This window comes from Streptomyces sp. cg35, from assembly GCF_050410835.1.
Lineage (GTDB): Bacteria > Actinomycetota > Actinomycetes > Streptomycetales > Streptomycetaceae > Streptomyces.
The window spans coordinates 7,732,517-7,755,562 of the sequence record NZ_CP191268.1; the positions used below are offsets into that span (position 1 = coordinate 7,732,517).

26 protein-coding genes are annotated in these 23,046 nt (G+C 70.9%); 11 read left to right on the forward strand and 15 right to left on the reverse strand.

Going from position 1 to position 23,046, the window contains the following annotated elements; all coding sequences use genetic code 11:
* Nucleotides 1-149: 149 nt before the first annotated feature.
* Together ACQUQD_RS35735 and ACQUQD_RS35740 are read right to left on the reverse strand one after the other, a co-directional pair.
* A complete protein-coding gene (locus tag ACQUQD_RS35735; protein ID WP_428956340.1) occupies nt 150-458 on the reverse strand; it encodes a hypothetical protein in 309 nt (102 codons plus the stop codon).
* 7 nt (nt 459-465) lie between these two features.
* Nucleotides 466-1,101: an ATP-dependent Clp protease proteolytic subunit gene (locus tag ACQUQD_RS35740; protein WP_428956341.1), complete on the reverse strand. Its 636-nt coding sequence runs from the start codon at nt 1,099-1,101 to the stop codon at nt 466-468.
* A 98-nt stretch (nt 1,102-1,199) separates the two neighbouring features.
* Between ACQUQD_RS35740 and ACQUQD_RS35745 the strand changes: the two genes are divergently transcribed.
* On the forward strand, nt 1,200-1,490 hold the full coding sequence (locus tag ACQUQD_RS35745) for a type II toxin-antitoxin system Phd/YefM family antitoxin (RefSeq protein WP_428956342.1): 291 nt from the start codon (nt 1,200-1,202) through the stop codon (nt 1,488-1,490).
* 86 nt (nt 1,491-1,576) lie between these two features.
* Here ACQUQD_RS35745 and ACQUQD_RS35750 read toward each other — a convergent pair whose 3' ends face one another.
* Entirely contained in the window at nt 1,577-2,611 is a 1,035-nt protein-coding gene (locus ACQUQD_RS35750) for an ABC transporter permease (RefSeq protein ID WP_428956343.1), read from the reverse strand.
* A gap of 124 nt (nt 2,612-2,735) precedes the next feature.
* Here ACQUQD_RS35750 and ACQUQD_RS35755 point away from each other — a divergent pair, with 124 nt between their 5' ends.
* From ACQUQD_RS35755 to ACQUQD_RS35790, 8 genes are all read left to right on the forward strand, one after another.
* A complete protein-coding gene (locus tag ACQUQD_RS35755; RefSeq protein WP_428956344.1) occupies nt 2,736-3,356 on the forward strand; it encodes a TetR/AcrR family transcriptional regulator in 621 nt (206 codons plus the stop codon).
* Nucleotides 3,357-3,555: 199 nt separating this feature from the next.
* Nucleotides 3,556-3,858 carry an urease subunit gamma gene (locus ACQUQD_RS35760; RefSeq protein WP_428957735.1) on the forward strand — a complete coding sequence of 101 codons (303 nt, stop codon included), beginning with the start codon at nt 3,556-3,558 and terminating at the stop codon, nt 3,856-3,858.
* Between the two features lie 12 nt (nt 3,859-3,870).
* Complete coding sequence (locus ACQUQD_RS35765; protein ID WP_428956345.1) at nt 3,871-4,182, forward strand: urease subunit beta; 312 nt, start codon at nt 3,871-3,873, stop codon at nt 4,180-4,182.
* Nucleotides 4,175-5,896 carry an urease subunit alpha gene (locus ACQUQD_RS35770; protein ID WP_428956346.1) on the forward strand — a complete coding sequence of 574 codons (1,722 nt, stop codon included), beginning with the start codon at nt 4,175-4,177 and terminating at the stop codon, nt 5,894-5,896. Before ACQUQD_RS35765 ends, ACQUQD_RS35770 begins: the two co-directional genes overlap by 8 nt.
* 19 nt (nt 5,897-5,915) lie before the next feature.
* Nucleotides 5,916-6,590 carry an urease accessory protein UreF gene (locus tag ACQUQD_RS35775; RefSeq protein ID WP_428956347.1) on the forward strand — a complete coding sequence of 225 codons (675 nt, stop codon included), beginning with the start codon at nt 5,916-5,918 and terminating at the stop codon, nt 6,588-6,590.
* A 43-nt stretch (nt 6,591-6,633) separates the two neighbouring features.
* A complete protein-coding gene (gene ureG, locus ACQUQD_RS35780) occupies nt 6,634-7,311 on the forward strand; it encodes an urease accessory protein UreG (RefSeq protein WP_428956348.1) in 678 nt (225 codons plus the stop codon).
* Entirely contained in the window at nt 7,299-8,087 is a 789-nt protein-coding gene (locus ACQUQD_RS35785) for an urease accessory protein UreD (RefSeq protein WP_428956349.1), read from the forward strand. Before ureG ends, ACQUQD_RS35785 begins: the two co-directional genes overlap by 13 nt.
* Before the next feature lie 131 nt (nt 8,088-8,218).
* Nucleotides 8,219-9,853, forward strand: coding sequence for an alpha/beta hydrolase (locus ACQUQD_RS35790; protein WP_428956350.1), 1,635 nt, complete (start codon nt 8,219-8,221; stop codon nt 9,851-9,853).
* Nucleotides 9,854-9,930: 77 nt separating this feature from the next.
* Here ACQUQD_RS35790 and ACQUQD_RS35795 read toward each other — a convergent pair whose 3' ends face one another.
* The 7 genes from ACQUQD_RS35795 to ACQUQD_RS35825 form a co-directional block, all read right to left on the reverse strand.
* Entirely contained in the window at nt 9,931-10,965 is a 1,035-nt protein-coding gene (locus ACQUQD_RS35795) for an NAD-dependent epimerase/dehydratase family protein (protein WP_428956351.1), read from the reverse strand.
* 60 nt (nt 10,966-11,025) lie between these two features.
* On the reverse strand, nt 11,026-11,742 hold the full coding sequence (locus ACQUQD_RS35800) for a lysophospholipid acyltransferase family protein (protein ID WP_428956352.1): 717 nt from the start codon (nt 11,740-11,742) through the stop codon (nt 11,026-11,028).
* Between the two features lie 140 nt (nt 11,743-11,882).
* Nucleotides 11,883-12,041, reverse strand: a complete 159-nt coding sequence (locus ACQUQD_RS35805) for a hypothetical protein (RefSeq protein ID WP_324768595.1) — start codon at nt 12,039-12,041, stop codon at nt 11,883-11,885.
* Between the two features lie 101 nt (nt 12,042-12,142).
* On the reverse strand, nt 12,143-13,096 hold the full coding sequence (locus tag ACQUQD_RS35810; protein WP_428956353.1) for a cytochrome c oxidase assembly protein: 954 nt from the start codon (nt 13,094-13,096) through the stop codon (nt 12,143-12,145).
* A 139-nt stretch (nt 13,097-13,235) separates the two neighbouring features.
* Nucleotides 13,236-14,261 (reverse strand): 6-phosphofructokinase, encoded by a 1,026-nt coding sequence (locus ACQUQD_RS35815; protein WP_428956354.1) that lies wholly within the window; start codon nt 14,259-14,261, stop codon nt 13,236-13,238.
* A 221-nt stretch (nt 14,262-14,482) separates the two neighbouring features.
* Entirely contained in the window at nt 14,483-15,214 is a 732-nt protein-coding gene (locus tag ACQUQD_RS35820; protein WP_428956355.1) for a type 1 glutamine amidotransferase, read from the reverse strand.
* A 36-nt stretch (nt 15,215-15,250) separates the two neighbouring features.
* Entirely contained in the window at nt 15,251-16,489 is a 1,239-nt protein-coding gene (locus tag ACQUQD_RS35825) for a MurT ligase domain-containing protein (protein WP_428956356.1), read from the reverse strand.
* Between the two features lie 140 nt (nt 16,490-16,629).
* On the opposite strand from ACQUQD_RS35825, the gene def reads away from it, so the two are divergent.
* Nucleotides 16,630-17,181, forward strand: a complete 552-nt coding sequence (gene def / locus ACQUQD_RS35830; protein WP_428956357.1) for a peptide deformylase — start codon at nt 16,630-16,632, stop codon at nt 17,179-17,181.
* Between the two features lie 39 nt (nt 17,182-17,220).
* Here the strand turns inward: def and ACQUQD_RS35835 are convergent, their stop codons facing one another.
* On the reverse strand, nt 17,221-17,874 hold the full coding sequence (locus ACQUQD_RS35835) for a TetR family transcriptional regulator (RefSeq protein ID WP_428956358.1): 654 nt from the start codon (nt 17,872-17,874) through the stop codon (nt 17,221-17,223).
* A gap of 163 nt (nt 17,875-18,037) precedes the next feature.
* On the opposite strand from ACQUQD_RS35835, the gene ACQUQD_RS35840 reads away from it, so the two are divergent.
* Nucleotides 18,038-19,264 (forward strand): acyl-CoA dehydrogenase family protein, encoded by a 1,227-nt coding sequence (locus ACQUQD_RS35840; protein WP_428956359.1) that lies wholly within the window; start codon nt 18,038-18,040, stop codon nt 19,262-19,264.
* A 16-nt stretch (nt 19,265-19,280) separates the two neighbouring features.
* Here ACQUQD_RS35840 and ACQUQD_RS35845 read toward each other — a convergent pair whose 3' ends face one another.
* The 4 genes from ACQUQD_RS35845 to ACQUQD_RS35860 form a co-directional block, all read right to left on the reverse strand.
* Nucleotides 19,281-20,033: an SDR family NAD(P)-dependent oxidoreductase gene (locus tag ACQUQD_RS35845; RefSeq protein WP_428956360.1), complete on the reverse strand. Its 753-nt coding sequence runs from the start codon at nt 20,031-20,033 to the stop codon at nt 19,281-19,283.
* 92 nt (nt 20,034-20,125) lie between these two features.
* On the reverse strand, nt 20,126-20,659 hold the full coding sequence (locus tag ACQUQD_RS35850; protein ID WP_428956361.1) for a cupin domain-containing protein: 534 nt from the start codon (nt 20,657-20,659) through the stop codon (nt 20,126-20,128).
* Nucleotides 20,656-21,876 carry a cytochrome P450 gene (locus ACQUQD_RS35855; protein ID WP_428956362.1) on the reverse strand — a complete coding sequence of 407 codons (1,221 nt, stop codon included), beginning with the start codon at nt 21,874-21,876 and terminating at the stop codon, nt 20,656-20,658. Before ACQUQD_RS35855 ends, ACQUQD_RS35850 begins: the two co-directional genes overlap by 4 nt.
* Nucleotides 21,873-22,955, reverse strand: coding sequence for a type III polyketide synthase (locus ACQUQD_RS35860; RefSeq protein WP_428956363.1), 1,083 nt, complete (start codon nt 22,953-22,955; stop codon nt 21,873-21,875). Before ACQUQD_RS35860 ends, ACQUQD_RS35855 begins: the two co-directional genes overlap by 4 nt.
* Between the last annotated feature and the right edge of the window lie 91 nt (nt 22,956-23,046).

The following is a 23,046-nucleotide window of genomic DNA, read 5'->3' on the forward strand; positions in this document are numbered from 1 at the left end:
CCAGGCACGGAACGCCTCATTCCGGAGTCTGCCTACCGTCCGTGCGCAACTCTGGCGAGCGTTTTGACGTACGAACGTCTAGTCCGTTCGGGGGTACACCATCTGGGCCGTTTCGACTCCGGCGCAGACGTCTCGGCCGAGCTCTGTCCTCAATGGATCGTTTCCGGCGGCAAAGTGACTCTCTGTGTCCGCCTTTCGCCGTCAAGGACGCGCAACGCGCGCGTCAGGGTTGCCGCGTGCACCTCGCTCTCGCCCCGCCGGTGCATCAGCGCCAGGGCGTCCCGCAGCGCCGTCGCGCGGCTGACGAGCGCCTGTGCCGCGCGCAGGCCCCGGTAGGTGTCGTCGCCGCGCGCCGGATTGATGCGCGCGATCAGATCGACCACCGCCAGATAGCTGTCGACCAGCTCGCACTCGGCGCGGGTCAGCGCGGGCAGCGGTGGCAGTTCGGGGGGATACATCGACGCGTCACCTCGCGCCGGGTGCGCCGAGCGTGGTCCCGCGGCTCTGTACGACACGGTCCACCAGGCCGTACTCCAGCGCCTGTTGGGCGTCGAGCACGGTGTCCCGCTCGATGTCGCGGCTCACCCGCTCCTTCTCCCGCCCCGAGTGCCGCGCGAGCAGCTCCTCCAACTGCGCGCGCATCCGCACCATTTCGCGCGCCTGGATCTCCAGATCGGTGGGCTGGCCCTGGGCGGGCTCGGGAAGCGCGGGCTGGTCGAGCACCACGCGCGAACCGGGCAGCATCAGCCGCTTCCCCGGCGTCCCGGCGGCGAGCAGCACCGCGGCCACGGACGCCGCCTGCCCCAGACAGATCGTCTCCACCTCGCAACTGACGTACTGCATCGTGTCGTAGACGGCCGTCATGGCGCTGAACGAGCCGCCGGGGGAGTTGATGTACAGCGAGATGTCCTGGTCCGGCGCCGCGTATTCGAGATGCATGAACTGCGCCATCACGTCGTTGGCGGACGTGTCGTCGATCGGCGTGCCGAGGAAGACGATGCGCTCCTCCAGCAGCTTCCCGTACGGATCGAGCGTGCGGTGCCCCGAGGCGGTGCGCTCCGTGAACTCGGGCAGGACGTAACGGCCGGACGGACGGGTCATGGTGCTCGCGCCTCCTGTGCTCGTCACGGCTCCCCGACCGCCCGGAGAGCCGTCTCTGTAAAAAATGTACAGGACGTACATGACGTACGATGGCGAGCATGGCCTACGAGATTCCGGTGACGCAAGCCAGGGCTGAGCTCGCCGACTTGATCAACCGCGTGGTGTACGGCGGGGAGCGCGTCGTCGTCACCCGGCACGGCAAGCCGCTCGTCGCCCTCGTCTCGGCCGCTGACCTGGAGCGACTCGAAGCGCTGGGGGAGCCGTCCGGTGACCCCGCGGAGGAGCCGGTGATCAGTTCCGTCTCCCGCGTCGGCTCCCTGACGTCCGCTACGGGTGAACGGCAGCGGTTCGGCATCGCCGCCGAGCATCGCGGCCCCGACGTCCGCTAAGCGCCCTCCACGTCCCCGCACGCGCAAGGCCGTGCACCCCCGTCCGCTACAGCGGGGATGCACGGCCGGTTCGTGTGCGCGCTCGCTCAGCCCACGGGTGCCGGCGTCCCCGCCGGTTCCGCGGCCCGCGCGGTCGTCGTCGTGCGCCGCCCGCGCAGGGCGCCGAGCAGGACGGCGCTGAGGCCGAGCAGCGCCCACGCGGCGAGGGTCAGCGCGGGCGCTGTCGCCCGTGCTCCGTCGAAGTAGGCGACCGAGCGCAGCAGCGATCCTCCGGCGCCCGGCGGCAGCAACTGGCCGAGGAATCCCACCGGTTCGGGCAGCAGCTGCGGCGCCGAGGCCACCCCGGAGAACGGATTGCCGAGCAGCACCATCGACAGGGCACCGACCCCGATCCCCGCCGGGCCGATCAGGGCCCCGAGGCCGGCCACCGTCGCTCCCACCGCGAGGGAGGACAGGCCCAGGACCCCGGCCTCCGTCCACCAGTTGCCCGTCAGGACGCCGAGCCAGCTGTGCGCCAGCGCGGCTGCCGCGAGGCCCACCACGGACGCGGCGGCCAGCAGCGAGGCGACCGCCCGGAGGCTGCGCAGCCGCAGTATCGTCACGATCGCGCCGCCGGCCACCCCGGCGATCGCCAACGGCAGGACGCTCGAACTCAGCACGGAGCCGCGGGGATCGGCCGCCGGTGCGGGAACCACGTCGACGGTCGTCACCTTCGCTCCGTCGGGCGCCTGTGCCGTCACGGCCTGCTGCAGCAACTGCGCCACGACCGGGCTCGCCGCCGACGCCGTCAGCAGCCTGGGGCCGGCGGGTGCCGCCACCACCGCTCCGTATACGACCCGGTCCTCGATCGCGGTGCGGGCGGCCGCCTCGTCGGCGTACCGGTGCACCTCGAACGCCCCGTCCTGCGCGCGCAGTTGTCGCTCCACGGGGCCTGCGGCGGCGGCCGGACCCGCGACGCCGAGCGGCAGATCGCGCGGGGCCGTCCGGGCCGCGGGCCAGGCGAACGCCCACAGGGCCAGGGCCGCGAGCAGGGGGACGAGCAGCGCCACGCCGACCATCGTGCGGCCGTGCGGCGGCCGGGGCGGGGGCGGGGTGGGCGAGGCGGAGGGAGGAGTGGACATGGATGCTCCAGCGGACGGATACGAGCGGCCATAGCGAAGGATCGTTCGTTTTACTTGATGCGCCCCACTCTCCCGACCGGGTGGTGGCTTGTCAAGAATGAATGTTCGTTTTATTTTGAGGACCATGGCCCGCGTATCCCAAGAGCACCTCGACGCCCGCCGCCGCCAGATCCTGGACGGCGCCGCGCTCTGCTTCGCCCGCAACGGCTTCCATGCCACGTCGATGCAGGACGTCCTGAAGGAGGTGGACCTCTCGGCCGGCGCGGTCTACCGCTACTTCCGCGGCAAGGACGAGCTGATCCACGCCATCGTCACGGAGGTGCTCGACGACCTCCGCTCCGCGTTCGAGGCGGCCGGACAGCAGGCGCCGCCCCCGCCGCCGTACGAACTCATCGGCACGGTCATGGGGGAGGTGCTGCGCGAGCGGCCCGGGCTGCGGGTCGACGGAACGTCCTACTTTCCGCGGCTCATCGTCCAGGTGTGGACGGAGACCCTGCGCAACGACGACCTCGCCGCCGTGATCCGGGAGGGCTTCGAGCGGGTGCGAGCGGCCTGGGTCACGATCGTCGAGGGGTACCGGGAGGCGGGGATGATGCGCGCCGACGCCGCCCCGGACGCCGTCGCGCGGACGATGATCGCCGCGGCCCAGGGGTTCGTGGCCCAGCAGGCGCTCTTCGGCGAGGAGCCGATCGAGACGCTGCAGAACGGTCTGCGCGGCCTGATGGGCATGGAGGAGGTCAGCTGACGGCAATGCGGCGGTCAAGCGACGGTTAACCTCGTTGAAACTCCGCCCAACTAGCCTGCGCCCCACGCCACCAGGGGTTTCTGTATCCGGGGTGCGCAAGATCGCGCGCATTTCTTGTGTGTTACATCTATACCCGTCGCGGTGGCCGCGGCAGCCGGGCCCCGCACGGTCCGGAGCGAAGGACTGTGAGGTGGGACGCGTGCAACTGACCCCGCACGAGCAGGAGAGACTGCTCATTCATGTGGCTGCCGACGTGGCGGAGAAGCGCCGGGGCCGGGGTCTGAAGCTCAATCACCCCGAGGCGGTCGCGCTGATCACCTCGCACATCCTCGAAGGGGCCCGGGACGGCCGCACCGTCGCTGAACTCATGTCCTCCGGGCGGAAGTTGCTCACCCGGGACGACGTCATGGAGGGCATCCCCGAGATGATCCACGACGTCCAGGTCGAGGCGACCTTCCCGGACGGCACCAAACTCGTCACCGTCCACGAGCCGATCGTCTGACGGGGGCGCGCCATGATTCCCGGAGAGGTCCTCTTCGCCGACGAGCCGGTCGTGTACAACGAGGGCCGCGACGTCATACGTATGACGGTGCTCAACGCCGCCGACCGGCCCATCCAGATCGGCTCCCACTACCACTTCGCCGAGGCCAATCCCGGTCTCGACTTCGACCGGGCCGCCGCCCGCGGCCGGCGGCTGAACATCGCCGCGGGCACCGCCGTTCGCTTCGAACCCGGCATCCCCGTCGACGTCGCACTCGTACCCCTCGCGGGCAACCGGGTCGTCCCCGGCCTGCGCGGTGAGACCGGAGGTGCTCTCGATGCCTGAGCTGTCCCGCGCCGCCTACGCCGACCTGTTCGGCCCCACCACCGGCGACCGCGTCCGCCTCGCCGACACCGATCTGCTCGTCGAGATCGAGGAGGACCGCTCGGGCGGCCCCGGCCTCTCCGGCGACGAGGCCGTCTTCGGCGGCGGCAAGGTCATCCGGGAATCCATGGGCCAGTCGCGTGCCACCCGCGCGGAGGGCACCCCCGACACGGTCATCACCGGCGCCCTGATCATCGACCACTGGGGCATCGTCAAGGCCGACATCGGCATCCGTGACGGCCGCATCACCGGCATCGGCAAGTCCGGCAACCCCGACACCATGGACGGTGTCCACCCGGACCTCGTCATCGGCCCGGAGACCGAGGTCATCGCCGGCAACGGCAAGATCGTCACCGCGGGCGGCATCGACACCCACATCCACTTCATCTCGCCGACCATCGTCGACGAGGCCCTCGCCTCGGGCGTGACGACCTTGGTGGGCGGCGGCACCGGACCGGCCGAGGGCACCAAGGCGACCACGATCACCCCCGGCTCCTGGCACCTCGCCCGGATGTTCGCGGCGATGGAGAACAGCCCCGTCAACATCGGCTTCCTCGGCAAGGGCAACACCATGTCGAAGGAGTCCATGCGCGACCAGCTGCGCGCCGGCGTCCTCGGCTTCAAGATCCACGAGGACTGGGGCGCGACCCCCGCCGTGATCTCCGCCTGCCTCGACGTGTGCGAGGAGACCGGCGCCCAACTCGCCGTCCACACCGACACGTTGAACGAGGCCGGCTTCGTCCAGGACACCTTCGACGCCGTCGGCGGACGCACCCTGCACGCCTTCCACGTCGAGGGCGCCGGCGGCGGACACGCGCCCGACATGATCACCGCGGTGTCGCTGCCCAACATGCTGCCGAGCTCCACCAACCCGACCCGGCCGCACACCGTCAACACCGTCGAGGAACACCTCGACATGCTGATGGTCTGCCACCACCTCAACCCCGCGGTCCCCGAGGACCTCGCCTTCGCCGAGTCCCGTATCCGGCCCACCACCATCGCGGCCGAGGACATCCTGCACGACCTGGGCGCCATCTCGATCATGTCGTCGGACTCCCAGGCCATGGGCCGTATCGGCGAGGTCATCATGCGGACCTGGCAGACCGCGCACGTGATGAAGCGCCGCCGCGGCTTCCTGCCCGGCGACACCCGCGCCGACAACCAGCGCGCCCGTCGCTATGTCGCCAAATACACGATCAACGCGGCCGTCGCGCAGGGCATCGAGCACGAGGTCGGCTCCGTCGAGACCGGCAAGCTCGCCGACCTGGTGCTGTGGGACCCCAAGTTCTTCGGGGTGAAGCCGCAGGTGGTCCTCAAGGGCGGGCAGATCGCCTACGCCCAGATGGGCGACGCCAACGCCTCCATCCCCACGCCCCAGCCGGTGCTGCCGCGCCCGATGTTCGGCGCCCACGGCCGGGCCCCCGCGGCCAACTCGTTCAACTTCACCAGCGAACAGGCCATCGAGGACGGCCTTCCGGAACGCCTCGGCCTGGGGCGCACGTTCGTCCCGATCCGCTCGACCCGCGGCCGCACCAAGGCCGACATGCGCAACAACGACGCCCTGCCCCGTGTCGAGGTCACCCCGGACTCGTTCGCCGTGACCATCGACGGTGAACTCGTGGAACCCGCGCCCGCCTCCGAACTGCCGCTCGCCCAGCGGTACTTCCTGTTCTGAACCGCCGGGTGAACACGTCATGACACGCGCAGCCCTGCTCGTCCTGGCCGACGGCCGCTTCCCCGCCGGTGGGCACGCCCACTCCGGCGGGGCGGAGGCCGCGGTCAAGGCGGGACGCATCACCGGCGCGGCGAGCCTGGAGGAGTTCTGCCGCGGCCGTCTGCACACCAGCGGCGTCGTGGCGGCCTCCCTCGCCGCCGCCGCGGCGCTCGGCATGGACCCCGTCGCCCTCGACGCGGCGGCGGACGCCCGAACGCCCTCGGCAGCCCTCCGCGTGGCCGCGCGCAAGCTCGGCCGGCAGCTGATGCGGGCCGCCCGCGCCACCTGGCCGCATCCCGAACTCGACGCACTGGCGCGGCAGTTCCCCAAGGGGGCGCACCAGCCGGTGGTGCTCGGCCTCGCCGCCCGCGCGGCCGGACTCGGGCCCGAGGACGCCGCGTACTGCTCCGCGTACGAAGGCGTCAGCGGACCCGCGACCGCCGCCGTGCGCCTGCTGAGCCTCGACCCGTTCGACGCGACCGCGGCCCTCGCCCGGCTCGCGCCCGAACTCGACATCGCCGTGCGGGACGCCGTGGACGCGGCGGGACGGGCCGTCGACGAGGGTGTCGACGCCTTGCCCGCCGGATCCGCGCCGCTGCTGGAGATCGGGGCCGAGGCGCATGCCGCCTGGCCGGTGCGACTGTTCGCCTCGTAGGCCGCACCCCACCCCCGAACCACCTGATCTGGAGCCGTAGACCATGCACCTCGACCACTCCCACGACGGCCCCGCCGCCGTCTCCGCCGACGCCCATCGCCCCGACGGCACCCGCCGCGCCCTGCGCATCGGGCTCGGCGGGCCCGTCGGGTCCGGCAAGACCGCGACGGTCGCCGCGCTGTGCCGCGCCCTGCGCAACGAGCTCTCCCTCGCCGTCGTCACGAACGACATCTACACGCGGGAGGACGCCGAGTTCCTGCTGCGCGAGGCGGTGCTGCCGCCCGAGCGGATCACCGCGGTGGAGACGGGCGCCTGCCCGCACACCGCGATCCGCGACGACATCTCCGCCAACCTCGAAGCGGTCGAGGACCTGGAGGACGAGGTCGGCCCGCTCGACCTGATCCTCGTCGAGTCCGGCGGCGACAACCTCACCGCCACGTTCTCCAAGGGCCTCGTCGACGCCCAGCTCTTCGTCATCGACGTCGCGGGCGGCGACGACATCCCGCGCAAGGGCGGCCCGGGCGTCACCACCGCCGACCTGCTCGTCATCAACAAGACCGACCTGGCGCCGTACGTCGGCTCCGACCTGGCCCGGATGGCCGCCGACGCCAAGGAGTCGCGGGCCGAACTCCCCGTCGTGCTGCAGTCGTTGCGCTCCGAGACGGGCGTCGGCGACGTCGCGGCCTGGGTGCGCGGGCGGCTCGCCGCATGGACCGCGTGAGCGGGCGCGACGAGGCCCGGGCGGGCGTCCGTTCCCTGGCCCGGGTCGCCGCGCGCGGCGACGGCCGGGGCGGCACCGCCCTGCCCGTCATGGAGAGCGGAGGATCGCTCGCGCTGCGCCGCACCCGGGCCACCGGCACCGAGGCCCGCGTGATGCTCGTCGGCGCCATGAGCGGCCCCCTCGGCGGCGACCACTTCACCGTCGAGGCCCGCGCGGAGCCGGGCGCCCGCCTGCACCTCGGCTCCGTCGCGGCCACCCTCTCCCTGCCCGGACAGGACAAGGGCGAGGCCCGCTACGACGTCCGGCTCACCGTCGCCGAGGGCGCCCGACTGGACTGGCTGCCCGAGCAGTTGATCGCGGCGGACGGCAGCGACCTGCGCGTCACGACCCGCGCCGATCTGGCCCCCGACGCCACCCTCGTGCTGCGCGAGGAGCAGGTGCTCGGCCGCGTGGGGGAGCAGCCGGGCCGGCTGACCAGCCGCCTCACCGTGTACCGGGCCGGCCGGCCGCTGCTCGACCAGGAACTCGCCTGCGGCCCGGGCGCGCCCGGCGGCTGGGACGGCCCCGCGGTGCTGGCCGGGCACCGCGCTCTGGGGCAACTCGTCGTCGTCCGGCCGGAGTTCGAGGCCGAGCGGCCGTCCGCCGCCGTGCTCGACGCGGACGGCACCGCCGCGCTCACCCCGCTCGCGGGGCCCGCCGTCCTGGTCACCGCGGTCGCCCCCGACGCGCTGCGACTGCGCCGTACGCTGGACGCCGCGCTGGGCCAACTGGCCTGACCGCTCACCGGGACGAGTTATACCGTTTATCGGATTGGTAAAGAACGTCTGTCATCTCTGTTGTCAGGGACCCTCCACACGACAGGATCCGCGTACCGATCGGCAACACGATCGACGTAACGATCGAATCGATGTGCGGGAGGGCTCACTTGAGACGGACTCGACAGACGAGTCGTGGCAGCCGGAAGGTGGTGATCGGCTCCGCGGGCGCGTTCGCCGCGGCGGCGCTGATAGCGGGAGCGGTCGCCGCCCCCTCCGCCAGCGCCGAGGCGCGCCACCACGGCAGCAGCACCCAGGACCGTGAGGCGAAGGGTGCCGCCGTCGCCGCGGCCAAGGCTGCGAAGAAGGGCATCGACTGGAAGGACTGCCCCGCCGACTGGGGCTTCGCCCAGCCGATCCAGTGCGGTTGGGTCACCGTGCCCCTGGACTACGCCAAGCCGTACGGCAAGCAGATCAAGCTCGCCGTCGACCGTGCCGTCAGCACGGGCACCAAGAGCGAGCGCCAGGGCGCCCTCGTCTACAACCCGGGCGGTCCCGGCGGCTCGGGCATGCGGTTCCCGACCCGGGTCACCACCAAGAACCCGCTCTGGGCGAAGACCTCGAAGGCGTACGACTTCGTCGGCTTCGACCCGCGCGGCGTCGGCCACTCCGCGCCGATCTCCTGCATCGACCCGCAGGAGTTCGTCAAGGCGCCCAAGGCCGACCCGGTCCCCGACACCGAGGCGGACAAGCGCGCCCAGCGCAAGCTCGCCAAGGAGTACGCGGACGGCTGCTACGAGAAGAGCGGCGAGATGCTGCCGCAGATGACGACGCCGAACACCGCGCGCGACCTCGACGTCATCCGTGCCGCCCTCGGTGAGAAGAAGCTCAACTACCTGGGCGTCTCCTACGGCACCTACCTGGGCGCCGTCTACGGCACGCTCTTCCCGGGCCACGTCCGCCGCATGATCGTGGACAGTGTCGTCAACCCGGCGAAGGACAACATCTGGTACCAGGCCAACCTGAACCAGGACATCGCCTTCGAGGGCCGCTGGAAGGACTGGCAGGACTGGGTCGCCAAGAACGACGCGACCTTCCACCTCGGCGACACGCGCGCCAAGGTCCAGCAGCAGTGGGAGACCCTGCGCGCCGCCGCGAAGAAGAGCCCCCTCGGCGGGGTCGTCGGCCCGGCCGAGCTGATCGGCTTCTTCCAGAGCGCGCCGTACTACGACTCCTCGTGGGTGCCCGTCGCCCAGACGTGGAGCAAGTACGTCGCCGGCGACACGCAGGCCCTGGTGGACGCCATCGCCCCCGACATGTCGGACACCGCGGGCAACGCGTCCTCGGAGAACGGCAACGCGGTCTACACCGCGGTCGAGTGCGCCGACGCCAAGTGGCCCACCAGCTGGAAGAAGTGGGACAAGGACAACACCGAGCTCCACAAGAAGTACCCGTTCATGACGTGGGCCAACGCGTGGATGAACCTGCCGTGCGCCACGTGGAAGACGAAGCAGCAGACGCCGCTCGACGTGAAGACGGGCAAGGGTCTGCCCTCCGTCCTCATCGTCCAGTCGGAGCGCGACGCCGCCACCCCGTACGAGGGCGCCGTCGAGCTGCACAAGCGCTTCAAGGGCTCCCGCCTGATCACCGAGAAGGACGCGGGCTCGCACGGTGTCACCGGTCTGACCAACCCCTGCATCAACGACCGTGTCGACACCTACCTGCTCACCGGCAAGACCGACAGCAAGGACGTGACGTGCGCCCCGCACGCCACTCCGAAGCCGTGACGTCCGCCTGAGCGCGAACAACAGGCCCGGCCCCCGCAGCGCATGCGAGGGCCGGGCCTTGCTCGTGTCCTGCGCGGTCAGCCCCGGGCGGCCAGCCAGGCGTCCTCGGCCGCGTAGTCGAAGATCCCGGTCGTGTACGACGCCACCATCTTCGGGAAGCCGTCCACCCAGTCCTGCTCCCGCAGCCGCCCGGCCAGCCAGTCCACCGTCTCCGGCAGCGCGTCGGCGTACGTCGTGACGGGCCGGTACCCCAGCTCCCGCTCCGCCGCGGACATGTCGAAGACGAACGGGTACGGCAGCGACCACGGCGTGTCCCCGACCGTCGGCGCCGGGGGCGGCCCCTCGACCAGGACCGTCTCCGTCTCCACACCCATCAGCGCGTCGATCCTGGCGCCGATCTCGGCGACCGTGGGGGAGTCCGGGTCGGACCCGTTCAGCACCCGCGAGCCGGGCCGGGCCGCCGCGAGCCGCACCAGTTCCGCCAGGTTGGCCACGCTCGCCGGATGAAAACGGCTCTCCCCGTTGTACGCGAGCACACGCCTGCGCCGCCCGTCGAGGTTCCGCTTCACGAAGTAGAGCTCCCGCGGCGTCCGGCAGTGCGGGCCGTGCACCGCGCTCGCGCGGATCAGCGTCGTCGGCAGCTTCTCGCCGAGCTCCAGCAGGTCCTGCTCCAGCTGCACCTTGCGGGTCCCGTACGTCGCGTCGCCCGGCCCGACCGTCCGCCACGTCTCCGGCACGGGCACCGGGAAGCGCGGCTTGCCGTCGGGCTCCTCCTGGGTGTCGAAGCTGCGGCCCTGATCGTCCTCATACACGGCGCCACTGGAGATCACCACGGCCGAACCGATCCGGTCGGCGAGCCCCGCGAGCTGCCGCCCGTGCGGCCGCGTGAAGGCCACCATGTCCACGACCAGGTCGACACCGTCCCCGACCAGCGCCGTGAGCGCCGCGTCGTCCTCCCGGTCGAGCCGCACCGACCGCACCTCGTCGGGCCAGGACGCGTCCCGCCCGCCGCCGCGCGAGGCGGTCGTCACCGCCCAGCCGTCCCGCGCGAGCGCCCGCACCGAGGCCCGCCCTATCTGCCCTGCCCCACCGATCACCAAAGCCGTCTTCATGCCCGGACCGTACGTCGGCCGACGCGGCATGCCCATCGGATTCTGCTCAGCGCAGAGGAGTCAGCTCAGCGGCATCCTCGGGAACCTCCGCGCCTTCGCCTCCTCGGCCTCCGCCTTGACGAGCGCCGCGTACTTGTCGACGTACTCCTGCCCGGACAGTTCCAGGATCGCGTACATGATCTCGTCGGTGACGGCGCGCAGGATCGCCTTCTCGCCGTCCATCCCGGCGTACCGCGCGAAGTCCAGCGGCTCACCGAACCGGATCGTCACCCGCCGCATGTTCGGGATCTTCTGACCCGGCGGCTGCGCCTCGAACGTGCCGATCATCGCGCACGGCACCACCGGGACCTGCGCCTTCAGCGCCATCGCCGCGACGCCGACCTTGCCCTTGTAGAGCCGCCCGTCGTGCGAGCGCGTGCCCTCCGGATAGATGCCGAGCAGCTCGCCGCGGCGCAGCACCCCGAGCCCCTCACGGATCGCGGCCTGCCCCGCCTCCTTGCCCGACCGGTCGACCGGGATCTGCCCCGCACTGCGGAAGAACGCGGCCGTCAGACGTCCCTTGATGCCCGGCCCGGTGAAGTACTCGGCCTTCGCCAGGAACGTGATCCGCCGCTTGATGATCGCCGGCATCAGGAAGTGGTCGGAGAACGACAGGTGATTGCCCGCGATGATCGCCGCACCCGACTCCGGGATGTGCTCGAGCCCCTCGATCCGCGGCCGGAACATCAGCCGCAGCAGCGGACCGAGGATCACGTACTTCAGCAGTCGGTAGAACATGCCGGTCGCCTTCCCCCATGGAGCCCGTGACCCGCATCGCCGGCACGGACGTGGTGCGTGCGCACAGTAGTCACTCGGCAGCGCGCACGCGAGAGCCCGATCAAGCCTTGTGCGGCCCTCGTACCCCGCGATCCATGGGATCAGGCGCTGCGGGAGGCCACCATCGCGACCGTGATCAGGCCGAGCACGACCCAGCCGAACCACAGCCAGCCGTTGCTGCCGAGGGCGACCGTGTAGGCGGTGACGGCCACCAGGCCGCCGACCGTGAACACACCCATCGTCTTCGTGGATCCGGGCATCACACACGCTCCTCCCGGCAGCCCGGACGGCGAACGGTGATGTTGTGCGGCGCCCGAGCCGCGGCCAGAAGGCCATAGTCACCCGTGAGGGGGTGGTGGCGCTACTGTCCGCGCGCGTTCAGCGAGGCCAGGTAGGCGTTGTACGCCGCCAGCTCCTTGTCGCCGTCCCGGTCCGCGGCGCGGTCCTTGCGGCGGGCCTGACGGTCCTCCGACTTCTTCCACTGGAACAGCAGTGCGAGCAGGACCAGGACGGAGGGCACCTCACTGAACGCCCAGGCGATCCCGCCCGCCGCGACCTGGTCGGAGAGAGGATCGATGCCGAGCGAGGCCGGCGGGTTGTCGAACGTACCGACCATCGACGTGCTCGCCATCATCAGAGCGATCCCGAAGAAGGCGTGGAACGGCATGCCCGCGAACAGCTCCAGCATCCGCATCACATAGCCGGGACGGTGCGGCCCCGGGTCCACGCCCATGATCGGCCAGAAGAACACCACGCCCACGGCGAGGAAGTGCACCATCATCGCGATGTGCCCGACCTTCGACCCCATCAAGAAGTCGAACAGCGGCGTGAAGTAGAGCGCGTAGAGGCTGGCGATGAAGAGCGGGATCGTGAACGCCGGGTGCGTGATGATCCGCATGTAGCGGCTGTGCAGCAGCATCAGCAGAAGCTCGCGCGGACCCTTGCTGCCGCGCTGCGCCGAGACCGGCAGCGCCCGCAGCGCGAGCGTGATCGGGGCGCCCATGAGCAGCAGGATCGGCGACAGCATGCTGATGACCATGTGCTGCACCATGTGCACGCTGAACATGACCATCCCGTAGTCGTTCAGCTTGGTGCACATCACGAGACCGATGGTGAGCACACCCACGACGAAGGCGACGGTCCGTGCCACCGGCCAGGAGTCGCCGCGCCGCGCGAGCCGGACGACGCCCCACCCGTAGAGGGCGAGGGCCAGGAGGCAGCCGACGAGGAAGAAGGGGTCGGCCGACCAGGCGAGGCCGCGCCCCAGCGTGAACGGCGGCAGATCCATGTTCATGCCGTGCCCGCTGTGATCCATCCGCCGGCTCCTGTTGCTCGTTTCGTACGGATTGTGCGCCACCAGAGTAGAACTGCCCCCGGCCGAGGGTTCGGCCGGGGGCAGTTCCTTCAAAGCGCGACTAAAGACGCGACGGGAGAAGCCGTGGAAGCGGCGGACCTCAGAGCACGCACTCCGCCTCGGCGTAGCGCTCCGCGGGCACCGTCTTCAGCGTCTCGACGGCCTCGGCGAGCGACACCATCACGATGTCGGTGCCGCGCAGCGCGGTCATCTTGCCGAACTCTCCGCGGTGCACCGCCTCCACCGCGTGCCAGCCGAAGCGCGTCGCCAGCACCCGGTCGTACGCGGTCGGGGTACCCCCGCGCTGCACATGGCCGAGGATCACAGGACGCGCCTCCTTGCCGAGCCGCTGCTCCAGCTCGACGGAGAGCTGGCGCGCGATCCCGGCGAACCGCTCGTGGCCGTAGACGTCCTTGCCGCCCTCGTCGAACTCCATCGAGCCGGCCCGGGGCTTCGCGCCCTCGGCGGCGACGACGATGGCGAACTTCTTGCCGGCCTCGAACCGCTCGCCGACCTTCTTGGCCAGCTCGTCGATGTCGAAGGGCCGCTCCGGCACGACGACCGCGTGGGCGCCCGCGGCCATGCCCGAGTGCAGCGCGATCCAGCCGGTGTGCCGCCCCATGACCTCGACGATCAGCACCCGCTGGTGCGACTCGGCCGTCGTCTTCAGCCGGTCGAGCGCCTCGGTGGCCACACCGACGGCCGTGTCGAAGCCGAACGTCACGTCGGTGACGGCGATGTCGTTGTCGATGGTCTTCGGTACGCCGACGATCGGCAGACCGCCGTCGGACAGCAGCCGGGCCGCCTTGAGCGTGCCCTCACCGCCGATCGGGATGATCGCGTCGAGACCGAGATCGGCGACGTGCCCCTTGGCCCGCTCGACACCGTCCCGCAGATGCGCGGGCTGGACCCGGGAGGAGCCGAGGATGGTGCCGCCGCGGGCGAGGATGCCGCCCACCGCGTCGAGGTCCAGCTTGCGGTAGTCGCACTCGAGCAGGCCCTTCCACCCGTCGTGGAAGCCGATGACCTCGTCGCCGTGGTCGACGACGGCACGGTGCACGACCGAACGGATCACGGCATTCAGACCGGGGCAGTCGCCGCCGGAGGTGAGGACACCAATACGCATAAGCCCGGAATACCTTTGCAAACGTGGGCCGATGACCGGACCACATCGTCCGGCTGGATCGCCGCTACCTTAGCGGCGTTCCGGGGTGCGCCCGTAAGGGGCGTCCGCCAGGTGGACAGGCCCGCTCAGATGGGCGCGGACGCGCCCTTAAGGGGCGCGGGGAACCGCGTGATCGACCACGACGCACCCGCGCCCGCGGGACGGACAGAAGGGGCGGACGCTCAGGCGGGCTGTGCGGTAGCAGCAGCAATCCGCTCGTTGCGGAGCGCCTCGTACCACTGGTCATCCACCGGCGGCAGCGCGTTCACATCGAGCGCCAGCTTCAGCAGCAGATCGGCGATCAGCGGGTTGCGGGCCAGCACCGGCCCGTGCATGTACGTGCCGAACACGGTGTCGTTGAAGGCGCCCTCGGTGCCGTCCCCCGTGCCGTTGCCCTTGCCGATCCGGGTACGGGCGAACGGCCGCGCCGACGGGCCGAGGTGCGTGACGCCCTGGTGGTTCTCGAAACCGGTCAGCGGCGGCAGGCCCAACTGCGGGTCGATGTCGCCCAGTACGTCGCCGACGCACCGCTCGCCCTCGCCGCGCGTGGACACGACGTCGAGCAGGCCGAGGCCCGGCTCGCGCTCCCCGAGGTCGTTGATGAACTCGTGGCCGAGGATCTGGTACCCGGCGCACACGGAGAAGACGATCGCGCCGTTGGCCACGGCGCGCTGCAGACCGCCGTCGCGGCGCAGCCGCTCGGCTGCGAGGCGCTGCGGGCGGTCCTCGCCGCCGCCGATCAGGTAGATGTCGCCGGAGGTGGGCACCGGCTGGTCGCTGCGCACGTCGTAGCGCTCGACCTGAAGACGGCGCTGACGGGCCCGGCGCTCCACCACGAGGGCGTTGCCCTGGTCGCCGTAGGTGCTCAGCAGGTCGGGGTAGACCCACACCAGACGCAGGCTGTTGTCACTCATGCTCATGATCCTTAGCTGGTCCTCGTGCAGATCCGGTCAGTTGCCCACGCGGCGGCGGACGTCCTGGAACGCGGTGTAGTTGGCGATGAGCTCGATCCGGCCCTGCGGCGACAGCTGCACCGCCTCGTCGAGCGTCTCGCACACCCGGAAGTCCAGGCCGGCGACCTCGAGGCGGACCGCGAGGTCGAGCTTGCGGTCACCGATCACGCAGATCGGGTGTCCGGCGAGACGCGTGTAGTCGACGTCCCACAGCCAGGAGGTGTCGGTGCCGTCGGCGCCCCGCGCGTTCACCGAAAGGATCACGGGGGTGGGCGGCGGGTCGATCAGAGTGAACGTTTCGAGCCAGCCCGCGGGGTTCTTCGCGAGCAGCAGACGCAGGTCGCGGTTCTGGAACTGCACGACGTCGTAACGGCCGGCCACGGCCTGCACCTGGTACATGCGCTCCAGGGCGACCTGCGGCGGCACACCGAAGCAGGCGGCGACGGCGGCCGAGGAGGCCGCGTTCGCCTTGTTGGCCCGGCCCGGCAGCTGGAGGTGGATCGGCCAGGCGGAACCGTGCGGGTCCAGGACGTAGTCGCCCTGCAGCGCCCAGCTCGCGGTCGGGCGCCGGAAGCCGCACTCGCCGCAGAACCAGTCGTCGCCGGGGCGCTGCATCACGCCGCCGCACGCCGGGCAGGACCAGGCGTCGTCCTTCCACTCCTGGCCGGCGGCGACCCACACCACGTTCGGCGAGGAGGAGGCGGCCCACACCACGAGGGGGTCGTCGGCGTTGGCGATCACGATGGACTTCGAACCGGCCAGGCCCTCGCGCCACTTCTCGGCGAGCATCCGGGTCTCGGCGGCGCGGTCGAGCTGGTCGCGCGACAGGTTGAGCAGGGCGATCGCCTTGGGGCCGGTGTCGCGGGCGACGCCGGCCAGGTACTTCTCGTCGACCTCGATGACGCCGAACTTGGCGTCGGAGCCGCCGGCCAGGGCGGACGTGATGCCCGCCGGCATGTTCGCGCCCAGCGCGTTCGAGACGACGGGGCCGCTGGCGCGCAGCGCCTCGGCGATCAGGCGCGTGGTCGTCGTCTTGCCGTTCGTCGCCGAGACGAGCACGACGTCGAGGTGCTGGGCGAGCCGTCCGAGCAGCTCGGGGTCGAGCCTGAGCGCGACCTTGCCGCCGATCACCGATCCGCTGCCGCGGCCCGCCGCTCGCGACACCGCGGCCGCGGCCTTCCCGGCCGTCACGGCCAGCTTGGCCCGCGGAGTCATCGACTCCGAGTTGCCTGACATTCCTGGGTCCTCCTTGCGTACGGCGCCGCGCCTGCCCCGGGCATCGCTATCCTGCCTCAGCCTATCGAGATCCTCTGACAAGCCCGAACCGCGGCACCACCAGCGGATCGGGGTGCAGGTCGGACCGTACCCTTACGGCCATGCGACACGGCTCGATCCCGGGCGCCTCCGGGCGCGTACGACCCCTGACCCTGCTCGGCGATCCCGTGCTGCACCAACCCTGTGCGGACGTCACGGACTTCGGGCCGTCGCTCGCGGCGCTGGTGCAGGACATGTTCGCCACGATGTACGCGGCCCAGGGCGTCGGCCTCGCCGCCAACCAGGTCGGCGAATCCTTGCGGGTCTTCGTGTACGACTGCGAGGACGACGACGATGTGCGTCACGTAGGTCACGTCGTGAACCCGCGTCTGGTCGAGGCGGACGGCGTCGTCGTGCGCGGCCCCGAGGGCTGCCTGTCGCTGCCGGGCCTGGAGGCGGGCACGCCCCGCTTCGACCACGCGCGCGTGGAGGGCTTCGATATGACGGGCGCCCCTGTGGTGATCCACGGCACGGGCTGGTTCGCGCGGTGCCTTCAGCACGAGTGCGACCACGTGGAGGGCCGTACGTACACGGACCGGGTCACCGGTTGGCGCCGGCGCCGGGTGCTCCGTCAGGCGGCGCGGGCACCCTGGGCGCGGAGCACGGCCCTGTAGACGGGCCGGCCCGGCCGGCCCGGCGCGATTGAGCGAGCCTCAGAACCCGGGCCCGCCCACCTTGTCGCCGGCGGCGGCCAGCCGTCCCCACAGCAGGTCGGCCAGTCCCTGCACCAATTCGGCCCGCGTACAGGGCCGTTCGCCCAGCCACCAGTCGCCGGCGGCGTGCATCATCCCGACGATGCCGTGCCCCCAGACGCGGGCCAGCTGCTGGCTGCCCGGTCCGAGGTCCACGCGTTCCTCGATGACCTCGGCCAGTTCCTCGCCCATCCGGCGCAGCAGCGGGGCCGAGTGGCGTCCCACGTCGAAGCCGGAATCGCCGGGGGACCCCTCCGCCGGATGCATCAGGAACCGGTAGACCTGAGGCCTGGCCTCGATCGCCGCCAAGTAGGTGTCGAGTGTCGCTTCCACACGCTCACGGCGCGCCGCGGGCGCGTCCAGTGCGGCGCGCAGCGAGGCGAGAAGGGCGTCCGTGTGGCGTGTGGCGAGGGCCGCGTAGAGCCCGCCCTTGTCGCCGAAGTGCCGGTACAGGATCGGCTTGGTGATCCCGGCCTCGGCCGCGATGGCGTTCATCGAGGCGCCCGGTCCGTCCCGGAGCACGACGCGGTCAGCGGCCTCCAGCAGCTCGCGCCGCCGGCGCTCGGCGGCGGACTGCTGCTCCGCGCGCTGATCGGTCCGCTGTGTGGTCTCCATGAGGATCTCCCCGCCCGTGCGATGGCTTGACGCACGCGAAAGGTAACACTCACCGGCTTTGCGGCATCGAACGCGCACTCGGAGGTTGACATTGGCTACTGGCCAGTAACAGACTCTCGTTACCGCAAGTAACATGTGCAGTGTTTGCAGCCCTGGAGGGGTCATGGCCGAGTTCACGATGGATCTCAACGACGAGCAGAAGGAAGTCCGTGACTGGCTGCACGGATTCGCCGCCGATGTGATCCGCCCCGCGGCCGCCGAGTGGGACGAGCGCGAGGAGACGCCCTGGCCGGTCATCCAGGAAGCGTCCAAGCTCGGAATCTACTCCCTCGACTTCTATGCGCAGCAGTTCTTCGACCCGAGCGGTCTCGGCATTCCGATGACCATGGAGGAGCTGTTCTGGGGCGACGCGGGCATCGCCCTGTCGATCGTGGGCACGGGCCTCGCCGCGGTCGGCGTCCTCGCCAACGGGACCGAGGAGCAGATCGGCACCTGGATCCCGCAGATGTACGGCGACGTGAACGACGTGAAGGTGGCCGCTTTCTGCTCCTCCGAGCCGGACGCCGGTTCCGACGTCGCCTCCATGCGCACCCGGGCCGTCTACGACGAGGCCAAGGACGAGTGGGTCCTCAACGGCACCAAGACGTGGGCGACGAACGGCGGTATCGCGAACGTCCACGTGGTCGTCGCCTCCATCGACCCCGAGCTCGGCTCCAAGGGACACGCCTCCTTCATCGTCCCGCCGAACACCCCGGGCCTCTCCCAGGGGCAGAAGTTCAAGAAGCACGGCATCCGCGCCTCGCACACCGCCGAGGTCGTCCTGGAGAACGTCCGGGTGCCCGGCTCCTGCCTGCTCGGCGGCAAGGACAAGCTCGACGAGCGCCTCGCCCGCGCGCGCGAGAAGGCCAAGAAGGGCGGCGAGCGCGTGAAGAACGCCGCGATGGCCACCTTCGAGGCCTCGCGCCCCGCCGTCGGCGCCATGGCGGTGGGCACGGCCCGCGCCGCGTACGAAGAGGCCCTCGAGTACGCGAAGACGCGCGAGCAGTTCGGCCGCCCGATCATCGACAACCAGGGTGTCGCCTTCCAGCTGGCCGACATGCGGACGCAGATCGACGCCTCGCGTCTCCTCGTGTGGCGCGCCTCCTGGATGGCGACCACGGGCAAGAAGTTCGAGAACGCCGAGGGCTCCATGTCCAAGCTGTTCGCGAGCGAGACCGCCAAGAAGGTCACCGCGCAGGCCGTCCAGATCCTCGGCGGCAACGGCTTCACGCGGGAGTACCCCGTGGAGCGCATGCACCGTGACGCGGCGATCTACACGATCTTCGAGGGCACGAGCGAGATCCAGCGCCTGGTCATCGCCCGCACCCTCTCCGGGATGCCGATCCGCTAGCCTGTCGCGCCCGGCCTCAGTAGTCGACCAGCGCCCCGCACGAGACGTTCACGGTCGCGGACGTCATCGTGCGGGCGCGGTCGCTGGCCACGAAAGCGGCGACCTCGCCCACGTCGGAGAGCGTCGCCGTACGCCCGAGGAGCGTCGGTTCCGTCAGCATCTCGGTGAGCTCCTCGCGGCCGGCGAAGTCCTTGGGGAGACTCTCCGGGATCCCGCCCGTCTTGAGGGTCACCACGCGGATGCCGGACGGGCCCAGCTCGCACGCCCACTGCCGGCGCAGGCCCTCGAGGGCGTCCAGGGACACCTTGAAACCGCCCAGGCCCGGCTGGGTCTCGGTGCCGGAGCCGCCGAAGGCGAGGACGACGCCCGACCCGCGGGCCGCCATATGACGGGCCGCCGCCTGTGTGGTGAGGAACTGCGTGCGCATCGTGTTCTCGATCGGGGCCAGGAACTCCTCGACGGTGATCTCCGTCAGGGGCTTCTGGATGTCTCCGACGCCGATGAGGTTGAACGAGATGTCGATCCGCCCCGTCCGTTCGGCGACCCCGTCCACGAACCCGCGTACGGCCGTCTCGTCGAGCGCGTCGACCTGGAAGGCCTCGGCGCTGCCCCCGGCCTCCCTGATCGCGGCAGCGACCCGTTCCACGGGCTCCAGGGAGCGCCCCGCGAGGAACACCGAGGCGCCCTCCTTCGCGAACCCGCGCGCCGCGGCCCCGCCGACGGCTCCTCCCGCTCCGTAAACGAGCGCCGTTTTCCCGTCGAGCAGCACTGCGCACCAACTCCTCGTCATGGGGGACCGGTTCGTCCTCGTACGCATAGTGGCGTGCCGACACCGCCCACCGGGCTCGGTCCGCGGACGGTCTACCGGCCGTGGCGCAGCGGAGTCAGCTGCTCGATGTCGTACCGGGTGCGGAGTTCCGCGATCGCCGCGTGGTCCGGTGGCCCGTCCGCGGAGAGGATCTCCAGCAACTCGTCGAAGTAGCGTTCGTGGTCGGGCGGGGGAGACGCCTGGAAGAACATCTTCGCCGGCGTGTCGGTCGGGTTCGCGAAAGCGTGCGGGCAGCCCGGCGGCACGACGATCACGGTTCCGGGCGTGGCCCGCACGACCTCGCCCCCCGAAGGGGAGCGCCAGCGCTGCCAGTTGTCCACGGTGCGCACGCGCGGCTCGAAGGCGAGGACGTCCAGTTCGCCTTCGAGGACGTAGAACAACTCCTCGCTCTTCGTGTGCACATGGGCGCCGACGTCGAACCCGGGAGGCACCACGACCTCGAAGCTCGAGGCGATGCGGGAATGGTCCCCGGTGACCTTGAACGTGACCTGTTGTGCCGCCGTCTGCACGGTGCGGCCGTGACCGGGCGGCACCAGAAGTCCCTCGGACGGTGTCAGCGCGGTCATCCTGCCGCCGACCAGGTCACCGGCATCGCCTCGGGACCGCGGATCAACGCCCCCTTGCGGAAGGGGACTTCTTCGGCGGGTACGGAGAGACGCAGATCGGGGAAGCGGTCCAGCAGCGCCCCCACCAGAAGCTCCGACTCGAGGCGCGCCAGCATGCCGCCGACGCAGTAGTGCGGGCCGAAGCCGAAAGAGACGTGCGGGTTCGGCGCGCGGTCGAAATCGATGCTGTCGGGATCCGGGAACACGTCGGGATCGCGGTTGGCCGAAAGGTACGACACGTAGACGGGATCGCCCTCGCTGATCCGCACGCCCGCGATGTCGACGTCCTCCATGGCGATCCGCGAGAGGCCGACAGCGCTGCGGTGCGGGATGTAGCGCAGTAGTTCGTCGATGGCCCGAGGGCGCAGCGCCGGCTCGGCGCGCAGCCGTTCGGCGAGGTCGGGGCGGGTGAGCAGGATGTAGGTCATGTTGCCGCAGTTGTTGGTGACGGCCTCGCCGCCGATCTGGACGAGCACGGCCAGACCGACCGCCTCGTCCTCGGTCAGCTCGCCCGCGCCGACCGCCGTGCCCAACAAGGACGTCACGTCCTCACCTGTGCCGTCGTCGCGCGAGCGGATCAGGCGCGCGAAGTAGGCGGACATCTCGTTCTTGGCGCGCTCGCTGACCTCGGCGCCGTGCGCGGACGACAGGATCAACTGCGTCCAGGTGTGCATCAGTTGCCGGTCGTCCGCGGGGACGCCCATGAGTTCGCAGATGACGGCGATGGGGAACGGCGCGAGCAGCCGCTCCGTGAGGTCGGCGGCCGGGCCGTCCCGCAGGACGCCCGTGACCAGTTCGTCGAGCATGTCCTGTGCCCGTGTCCGCAGCCGTTCGACGCCGCGCGCGGTGAAGGCCGCCGCGACGGAGCGGCGCAGCCGCGTGTGGTCGGGCGGGTCCGCGAAGCCGACGGCGCCCGCCTGCGGGATGAAATGCGGTGCCAGGCGGGTGACCTGACGGCCGACGACGGCCTCACGGCTGAACCGCGGATCGTTGGTCACCGTGCGCACGTCGTCGTAGCGCGTCACGAGCCAGGCCCAGCCCTCGCCGTTGGGCAGCTCGATGCGGGTCACCGGGCCCTCGTCCATCAGCCGGGACAGGACCGGGTCGAAGTCGACCCCGTGGAGGTCCAGAGCGGGCCACGGGCGGACCGGCGGGCGCGTGGTGGTGTCCTCGGTCATACGACGGCCTCCGCGAGCTCTGCGGGCCGGTCCTGGCGGCTCCAGCGCCCCAGGGACATCTCCGCGGTGATGCCGGGGCCGAACCCGGCGAGCAGGCCGCGGGCCGTGTCGGGCGCGCCGCCCTCGTCGAACAGCCGGCGCAGCGCGTCGAGCACCACGGCGCTGGCGATGTTGCCGTACTCCGTGAGCGTGGCCCGGCTGAACCGGAAGGCTTCCGGCGGGACCTGGAGGAACGTGCTGAGGTCGTCCAGGATGCGCGGGCCGCCCGCGTGGATGATGTAGAAGTCCAGCTCCGAGGCGTTCCAGCCGTGCATCCCGGCCAGCTGCTTGAGGGCCGGCGCCAGCGGCTCCATGGTGGTCGGCACCCGCTTGTCGAGCATGAAGTGGAACCCGGTGGCGCGGACGTCGTACGCGATCCAGTCCTCGGTCTTCGGGATGAGGTACGAGCCGTTGCGCTCCAGGGTGATGCCCGTACCGCCGCGGCCGCGCACCACGGCCGCCGCGACGCCGTCCCCGAAGAGACCGTTCGACAGGAGGGAGCCGATGCCGAGGTCGGTCGGCTGGTAGCACAGGGAGCAGAACTCGCAGGCCACGATCAGCGCGTTCGCGTCCGGATAGGCCGTACAGAAGTCGTGCGCCCGGTTCACCGCGGCGCCGCCCGCGGCACAGCCCAGCTGGGCTATCGGTATCTGGCGGGTGTCGCTGGAGAAGTCCATCTCGTTGATCAGCCACGCCGTCAGCGACGGCATCATGAAGCCGGTGCACGACACGTAGATGATCACGTCGATGTCCTTGGTGCGCAGCCCCGCGTCGTCGAGCGCGCGGCGGACCACCGCGGGCACCCGGGCCTTGGCCTCCGCTTCGTAGAGCGCGTTGCGCTCCTTGAACCCCGGATGCTTCAGGGTCTCCTCGATCGGCTGCACGATGTGCCGGGTCCGGACGCCCGTGTTCTCGATCAGGCGGAGCGCCAGCGGGAGTTGAGGGTGACCGGCATGGTGGGAACGTGCCAGAGCGAGCGTCTCCTCCATGGTGATCACATGTTCCGGTACGGAGACAGCGGGTCTGCACAAAGTGGCCATGAGCCTGCGCCTTCTTGTCGCCCCCCGGCTGAAGGATGCCTCCCTCGATGAGGGAGGTTCACCCACGATCACCCGTCGCGCGCCGTTCGTC